A 6,629-nucleotide genomic window follows, 5' to 3' on the forward strand; every position below is an offset into this window, starting at 1 on the left:
GACACGTCGCGTCTGTTCATGTCGTCGCTGCCGCCGGGCCGGCGCGAGCAGCGGCTCGCGCTCGCGACGGTACTCGTATCGGCCGTGATTTTCGCCGCGCTCGCACCGTTCGCGGCCATGCCGCTCACGCCGGGCTGGGCGTTCATTCCCGTGTACCAGTCGGCGATCGTGATCAACGACATGGTGACGGCCGGCCTGCTGCTCGGCCAGTACGCGATCCTGCGCGAGAAGCCGCTGCTCGTGCTGGCGGGCGGCTACCTGTTCACGGCGTTCATGGCCGGCACGCACATGCTGACCTTCCCCGGGCTGTTCACGCCGACCGGCCTGCTCGGCGCCGGCGAACAGACCACCGCATGGCTGTACCTGTTCTGGCATGGCGGCTTTCCGTTGTCGGTCGCCGCGTACGCACTGCTGCGCGCGACGTCGCGCGGGCGCCCGGCTCCGGCCCCGCAGCGGCGTGCGGCGATTCCGGTCGTCCTCTGCCTCGTGGCCGCCGGCGGCGCGACGGCCGCGCTCGCGCTGCTCGCGACCGTCGGCCACGCGCTGCTGCCGCACATCATGAGCGGCAACCGGATGACCTCGACGATGACGAACGCGATCACGGTCGTCTGGGGCCTGAACCTCGTCGCGCTGATGCTGATGTGGCGGCAGCGGCGCCGCCATTCCGTGCTCGACCTGTGGGTAATGACGGTGCTCGTCGCGTGGCTGTTCGACATCGCGCTGTCGTCGATGCTCAATCACGGGCGCTTCGATCTCGGCTTCTATGCGGGGCGCGCGTATGGTCTCGTCGCGTCGGGCGTCGTGCTGTTCGCGATGCTGTTCGAGAACGGCCGGCTGCATGCGCAGACGGTGCGCGCGCTGGCCGGCGCGCGCTACCAGCATCTGCTCGTCGTGCAGAAAAGCGCGCAGTTGAACGATGCGAACGAACGGCTCGAACAGCGCGTCGCCGCGCGCACCGCGCAACTGAGCGCGTCGAACCGCGACCTGCGGCGCGAAGTCGAGGAGCGCGTACGTGCGGAGCGGGCGCTACAGGCCTCGCGCGAGGAGCTGCGCGAGATCGCCGCGATCAGCGCCAGCGCGCGCGAAGCGGAGCAGCGCCGCATCGCGCGCGAACTGCACGACGAATTGGCGCAGACGCTAGCGACGCTGAAGAACGATCTCGAATGGCTGATCGACCACGTGCCGCAGGACGACGCATCGCTGGCACGCAAGATCGCGGCGATGCATGCGCTCGCGCGCGGCGCGGTGGCCGCGACCCGCCGCATCGCGTCGGACTTGCGCCCGCTGATGCTCGACGATCTCGGCTTCGCGGCCGCGATGCAATGGCTCGTGGAGGATTTCCGGCATCGTCACGGGATTGCCTGTTCGCTGCGCGTCGAGCCGCCGGAGCTGCAACTCGACGAGCCGTATGCGACGGCCGTGTTCCGCATCGCGCAGGAAGCGCTCGCGAATGTCGCCCGGCACGCGGCAGCGTCGCATGCGGACGTCGAACTCGTGTGCGGCGGCGAAGCGATCGCGCTGACGATACGCGACGACGGCGCGGGATTCGATCCCGCGGTGCCGCGCAAGTCGGCGTCGTTCGGGCTGGTGGGGTTACGCGAGCGTGCGTATCTGGTCGGCGGCACGCTGCGGATCGCGACGACGCTCGGCGAGGGGACAACGGTCGAGGTCGAGATTCCGCTGTCGCCGGCGCCCGTCGCGGTCGCGCATGGCGGGGACAGGGATTCGCGAATCAATCGCTGACCAACGCGGCAACGACAACCACCGCATCGTCACGTATCAGTGGTAATCATCTTCCCGTTGGTGTCGTACGGCTAAAATCGTAACTTGCTCGGCTGCTTCAATCTCGAACAGCAGGACATAGCCCGACGTGCCGAAGGACATGATCAGCTCGCGCAAAAATGGATTTCCGTGATCGACCTTGCGGCATGTGAACGGAAACATGCGGAGCATGGCGACACCTTGTTCGATCGCGTCCACAGCCCGCGCCGCCGCATCCACATCACGTTCGAGCAAGTATCGATACATCCGTACCAGATCCTCACGGGCCGCACGTGTATATCGGACCCGATAGATCAATCAGCCGCCTTCGCTGCACGCGCAGCCTTCAGCATGCCCTCGAGTTCGGCCTGCACGTCGGCGGCATCGACGTATTCACCGGTACGACGCGCCTCGTCGCGTGATGCGAGGCCACGGGTTACAAACTCGCGTTGCAGACGGCGACGCGCGATCCCGTCGCGCAGCGCCGACTCCATGAACGCAGACAACGTCTCGTTTTCCTCAAGGACCGACTCTGCCTCCTCCCGCAATTGCGGATCGACACGCAGCGCCGGCATGGTCGCGGTTTTCATCGCACACTCCATGCATTACATATGTAATGCATGGTAGCACACCCGCTTTTTCGCGTGCAGTCGGCCGTTCGGCCTAATCCAAGTATCCCGGGGCCACAACCCCGGCCGTCCATCACGCCCGCGCCGCCACCATCCCCCGCTCCGAGCGCGTCCACGCGACCAGCGCGCCGACGCCGAGCAGCGCGAGGCACACGATCGGCACGATCATCGGCCCGAACGCGGTGCCTGTCACCTTGCCCGCGAACGGCATCAGGTTCTGGCTGAAGAAGCCGCCGAGGTTGCCGATCGAGTTGATCGCCGCGACGCTCGCGGCCGCCCGCGCGCCGGTGAAATAGCGCGGCGGCATCGACCAGAAGCACGGATACAGCAGCGGGATGCACGCGCCGCCGAGCACGAGCGCGATGAAGCGCAGCGGCGTCGACGGCAGCACGAGGCTCAGCAGGAAGCCGAGCGCGCCGAGCGCCGCGACGATCGCGATCGTGCGCAGGATGCTCTTCGCACGGCGCAGCTTCGACGGCAGCCACACCAGCAGCACCACCGCGAGCGCCCACGGCAGCATGCTCAGGAACCCGTTCATCGTGCTCGACACGCCGAACGATTTCACGATCGTCGGCAACCAGTACGTGACGCCGTACAACGACGTCGACATCAGCATGTAGGTTGCCGCGAACAGCATCACGCGCGGATCGAGCAGCGCCTTCCACGGCTGACCGTGCTCGGCCTGCGCCGGCTTCTCGCGCTCCAGCGCGGCCGCGACGATCTGCTTCTCGCGCTCGTCGAGGAACCGCGCTTCGCGAAACGATGCGGGCAGCACGCGGAACACGACGATCGCGACGACCACGGCCGGAATGCCCGTCGCGACGAACACCCACTGCCAGCCCGCCAGCCCCCACACGCCGTTCAGGCTCAGCAGCAGGCCGCCGACCAGCGAGCCGAGCATGTTCGCGAGCGCGCTGCCCAGCGTGAAGATGCCGAGCACCTTCGCGCGGTAGCTCTGCGGAAACCACAGCGTCAGGTAATAGATCACACCCGGATAGAAGCCGGCCTCGGCGATGCCGAGCACGAAGCGCAGCGAACAGAACGCGGGCATCGACGTCGTGAAACCCATCAGCACCGTGATGAGCCCCCACGTCAGCATGATCCGTGCAAGCCACACGCGCGCGCCGTAGCGATGCAGCGCGAGCGTGCTCGGCACCTCGAACAGCAGGTAGCCGATGAAGAACAGCGACGACGCGAGCCCGAACGCGGCTTCCGTCATGCCGAGGCTGTGCACCATCTGCAGTTTCGCGAAACCGACGTTCTGCCGGTCGATGAACGCGATCAGGAACATCACGACGAGGATGGGCAGCAGGCGCCGCGCCATCTTCGACATGATGCGCTGTTCTTCGGCGGACGCGGGGTCCAGGGTGTCGGTAGCGTTCACTTCAGGCTCCTTGGGTGAATCGATTGCATATCGGTTGAATCGGTGAATCGGTTGAATCTGCGCCGCGCGTGACGAACGCGCCGGCGCGAGGTGTTTCGATGAACGGAACCGGATCGCGACGGGCGTAGCTCAACCCGACCGGTAGTCGTCGAGCATCGGCGCGAACATCTCGCGCCACGCGCGCGGCTTCGCCTTGATCGTGCCGGCCAGGTACAGGAATTCGACGTAGTCCATCAGCTGGTTCGGCAACACCGAGAAGCGCGTGTCGGGCGCGGCGAGCATCCGCATCACGTCGTCGTGCGACACGCCGACGCCCGACGACGCCGCATAGAGCGCCGCCGCCGCACGCGGGTCCTGCGCGATCAGGCGGTTCGCTTCGTCGAGCGCGCCGAGAAACGCGACGGCGAGCGCCGGCTCCGCATCGACGAGCCGCTTCGGCGCGAACACGACGTCGAGCGTCATCGGGCCGAGCACGTCGACCGAGCTCACCACGCGATGAATGCCCGGCTGCCGCAATTCGAGCGTCGAGAACGGCGGCGACGTGAAGTGCGCGGTCACGCCGTTCTCGCGGCGGATCAGCGCCTGCATCGCCTGCGGATGCGGCAGGTTCACGGTGATCGAATCGAGCTGCGCGAAATGCGTCGGGCCGAGCTGCCGGCTCGCGACCATCTGCAGCACGACCGCCGACAGCGACGTGCGGATGCCCGGCACCGCGATCCGGTCGGACGACGTGAAGTCGCGCAGCGATGCGAGGCCCGCGCGGTTCGCGTTCAGCGACAGCGACGTGGTCGACAGCCCGCTGATGCCGATCACCTCGACGTTCGGAATGCCGCGCGCCCGCGCCCACAGCTCGATGAAACCCGGCGCGCCGGCGCCCGCGAAATCGAGCGTGCCGGCCATCATCGCGTCGTTGACGGAATTGCCGCCGTCGAGCAGCACCCATTCGACCGCGACGTCGCGCACGCCGTGACGCGCCGCGTGCCGCTCGAAGAGCCGCTGCTTCTCCATCACGAGCAACGGCAGGTACAGCACGCCATAGCCTTTGGAGATCCGCACCGTGCGCGGCTTCGCGCGCACCAGCGCCGGCGCCCCGAGCCCGCCCAGCACGCCGAGCCCGGCTGCGATCAACGCGCGGCGGCGCGGCGACGTCGTCATGCGCGTGCCGCCGTGCGGCCGACGGCCGGCGGCCACGCGCAAGCCGGCGTGGCGCCGTGGCGCGCGTTCGTCGTGCCCGTGACATGCTGCATGTTGCCGTCTCCTTGAATATTTCTGGTATTAATGCCGTCCTTGCATCCTGCTTCCGGCTCGACACAGGTTATCGGCCGAGTCTGAGAAAATGCTGACATCCCGGCCCCGGGAAAACCCCTAATTCACCTACCTGCAAACGGCACCATGCGCATTCTCGTCGTGGAGGACGATGCCGAAATCGGCGCGGCGATCCGCAGCCGGCTGGCCCGGCTCGGCCACGCCGTCGATCTCGAAACCGACGGCGCGACCGCGAACGGGCTGCTGCGCGTCGAGCGCTTCGATCTCGTCGTGCTCGATGCGAACCTGCCCGGCATGGACGGCTTCACGGTACTGCGCCACCTGCGCGCGTCGGGCAGCACGACGCCCGTGCTGCTCGTCACCGCGCGCTCGGCGATCGACGACCGCGTGAGCGGCCTCGGCCTCGGCGCCGACGACTACCTCGTGAAGCCGTTCGACTACCGCGAACTCGACGCGCGCGTGCAGGCGCTGCTGCGCCGCAACAGCGGCCACGCGAACGACGTGCTGACGCTCGGCGGACTCGTGATCGATCGCAGCAGCCGCCTCGCGGAGCTCGACAGCCAGCCGCTGTCGCTGTCCCGCCAGGAATTCGCGCTGCTCGAAATCCTCGCGAGCCGCCCGCAGCGCATCTTCTCGAAGGAAGAACTGCTGAACCAGTTGTTCAGCTTCGGCAACGAGCCGACCGCGAACGCGGTCGAGCAATACGTGACGCGCGTGCGCAAGAAGCTGCAGGGCAGCTCGGTCGAGATCCGCACCGCACGCGGAATGGGGTATCAGATTGCCGCGCATTGACTGGTTCCCGAAGACGCTGTTCGGCCGCACGCTGCTGTTCATCGCGCTCGTCGTCGCGACCGGCGCGCTCGCGCTCGCGGCGATCGCGCGCTACTACGCGGGCGTCGCCGCCGAACGTGCATACGATCAATTGCTCGCCGGCGCCTCGATCCAGGTCGCGGAAAACCTGTACGTGCAAGGCGGCGTGCTCGCGCTGAACCCGCCGGTGGCCGCGCTGTCGACGCTGTCGCGCTACGACCTCGTCTACTACAAGGTGGTCGATTCGCGCGGCGTGGTCGTTGCCGGCTACCACGATCTCGCGAGCCCCGCGACGCTCGCCGCCGCGAAGCAGGGCCCGGCGTTCGCGAACGCCGTTTACCAGGGGCATCGGGTGCGCACCGCGACGATCGCGCGCTTCATGCCCGAGGAAAGTACGCCGGGCTGGGCGCTCGTGACGGTTGCGCAGACAACCAACGCGCGCCAGCAACTGACGAACGACATGAGCTTCAAGGTGTGGACATTGATCCTGCTGATGAGCGTGCTCGCGATCGGTGCGAGCGGCCTCGCGATCCGGCGCGGCCTGCGCCCGCTCGCGCAGATCGGCGCGATCATCGCCGCGCGTGACCCGGCCGACCTGCGGCCCGTGGCCGTCGATACGCCGAGCGAGATCGACGCGATCATCGGGTCGATCAATGGCTTGATGCACCGCCTCGCCGAGCGGATCAACGCGATGCAGCGCTTCATCGCTGACGCCGCGCACCAGATGCGCACGCCGCTCGCGCGGCTCGACGCGCAGATCGAGCTGCTCGACGGCGAAT

At 67.7% G+C, this 6,629-nt stretch carries 7 protein-coding genes; 3 read left to right on the forward strand and 4 right to left on the reverse strand.

Annotated features, from left to right (window positions below):
* Positions 1-1,743 (forward strand): sensor histidine kinase (locus tag JMF90_RS18010; protein WP_201325281.1); only part of this gene is annotated, 1,743 nt, incomplete at its 5' end.
* 36 nt (positions 1,744-1,779) lie between these two features.
* Here JMF90_RS18010 and JMF90_RS18015 read toward each other — a convergent pair.
* From JMF90_RS18015 to JMF90_RS18030, 4 genes are all read right to left on the reverse strand, one after another.
* A complete protein-coding gene (locus JMF90_RS18015; protein WP_027808612.1) occupies positions 1,780-2,079 on the reverse strand; it encodes a type II toxin-antitoxin system RelE/ParE family toxin in 300 nt (99 codons plus the stop codon).
* A complete protein-coding gene (locus JMF90_RS18020; RefSeq protein WP_006482105.1) occupies positions 2,076-2,351 on the reverse strand; it encodes a YlcI/YnfO family protein in 276 nt (91 codons plus the stop codon). The genes JMF90_RS18015 and JMF90_RS18020 overlap by 4 nt, the downstream gene beginning before the upstream one ends.
* Before the next feature lie 112 nt (positions 2,352-2,463).
* Positions 2,464-3,774, reverse strand: a complete 1,311-nt coding sequence (locus tag JMF90_RS18025) for an MFS transporter (RefSeq protein WP_011694628.1) — start codon at positions 3,772-3,774, stop codon at positions 2,464-2,466.
* Between the two features lie 129 nt (positions 3,775-3,903).
* Positions 3,904-4,929, reverse strand: a complete 1,026-nt coding sequence (locus JMF90_RS18030) for an ABC transporter substrate-binding protein (protein ID WP_011694627.1) — start codon at positions 4,927-4,929, stop codon at positions 3,904-3,906.
* A 237-nt stretch (positions 4,930-5,166) separates the two neighbouring features.
* Here JMF90_RS18030 and JMF90_RS18035 point away from each other — a divergent pair, with 237 nt between their 5' ends.
* Both JMF90_RS18035 and JMF90_RS18040 read left to right on the forward strand, forming a co-directional pair.
* Positions 5,167-5,832: a response regulator transcription factor gene (locus tag JMF90_RS18035; RefSeq protein ID WP_011694626.1), complete on the forward strand. Its 666-nt coding sequence runs from the start codon at positions 5,167-5,169 to the stop codon at positions 5,830-5,832.
* Positions 5,819-6,629, forward strand: an 811-nt coding sequence (locus tag JMF90_RS18040; RefSeq protein ID WP_201325282.1) for a sensor histidine kinase, incomplete at its 3' end; no start/stop codon positions are given. The genes JMF90_RS18035 and JMF90_RS18040, both read left to right, overlap by 14 nt.

The organism is Burkholderia sp. E168m23, assembly GCF_016586125.1.
Taxonomy (GTDB): Bacteria; Pseudomonadota; Gammaproteobacteria; order Burkholderiales; family Burkholderiaceae; genus Burkholderia; species Burkholderia orbicola.

Excerpts from the sequence above, each read along its gene's own strand:
- JMF90_RS18035 (WP_011694626.1), top strand. The coding sequence starts at position 5,167 with ATGCGCATTCTCGTCGTGGAGGACGATGCCGAAATCGGCGCGGCGATC.
- JMF90_RS18030 (WP_011694627.1), bottom strand. The coding sequence starts at position 4,929 with ATGACGACGTCGCCGCGCCGCCGCGCGTTGATCGCAGCCGGGCTCGGC.
- JMF90_RS18020 (WP_006482105.1), bottom strand. The coding sequence starts at position 2,351 with ATGAAAACCGCGACCATGCCGGCGCTGCGTGTCGATCCGCAATTGCGG.